1 protein-coding gene is annotated in these 609 nt (G+C 48.3%); it reads left to right on the forward strand.

Annotated features, from left to right (window positions below; all coding sequences use genetic code 11):
• Positions 1-609, forward strand: a 609-nt coding sequence (locus ACFINW_RS10080) for a hemagglutinin repeat-containing protein (RefSeq protein ID WP_375674276.1), incomplete at both ends; no start/stop codon positions are given.

Consider the following 609-nt stretch of genomic DNA (forward strand, 5'->3'; position numbering starts at 1 on the left):
CATCTTCGCACCAAAAACACGAAAGTGGACATGCAAGCCTCTCATGCCGTTGGCTCTTCGATAAAATCGGGAGGTGATACCACTGTCATTGCAGGGCAGGATGGCAAACCGCATGATCTTAGCATCACAGGTAGTTCCATTGCGGCTGATGGCAAGGTAGGGCTGAAAGCCAGCAACGATATTCTCATCAATAATGCAGAGGATAGCTTACATTATGAGATGTCGTATCACAAAGAGGGTGGGGTGTTTAGTAGCAGCAAATCTGAGCATAACAAGATGGATGTGCGCCAAGTTGTGGGGTCAAGCATAACAGGGGGTGAAGGCATTGCCATTGACTCAGGAAACAACACGGAAGTTGTCGCCTCGACGCTCGTAGCCGGTAAGGCAGAGGAAACGTCAGGAGAGAAAGCACTAGGAGATCAGAAAAAAGCGGATATTACTATTCACTCTGGGGGAAAGATTGTCATAAAAGGCGCCCAAGAACACTTGGATCAGCAAGCACAATCGTCATCAAGTGGCTTTTTGCATGAGAAATCGTCCGATACATCTCAATCGCATACCACAACGGTCTCCTCTATCCTTGGGGCAACGGGCAACATCGTGTTAGAC

The organism is Bartonella sp. AA18HLJMS (genome assembly GCF_042197245.1).
Lineage (GTDB): Bacteria > Pseudomonadota > Alphaproteobacteria > Rhizobiales > Rhizobiaceae > Bartonella.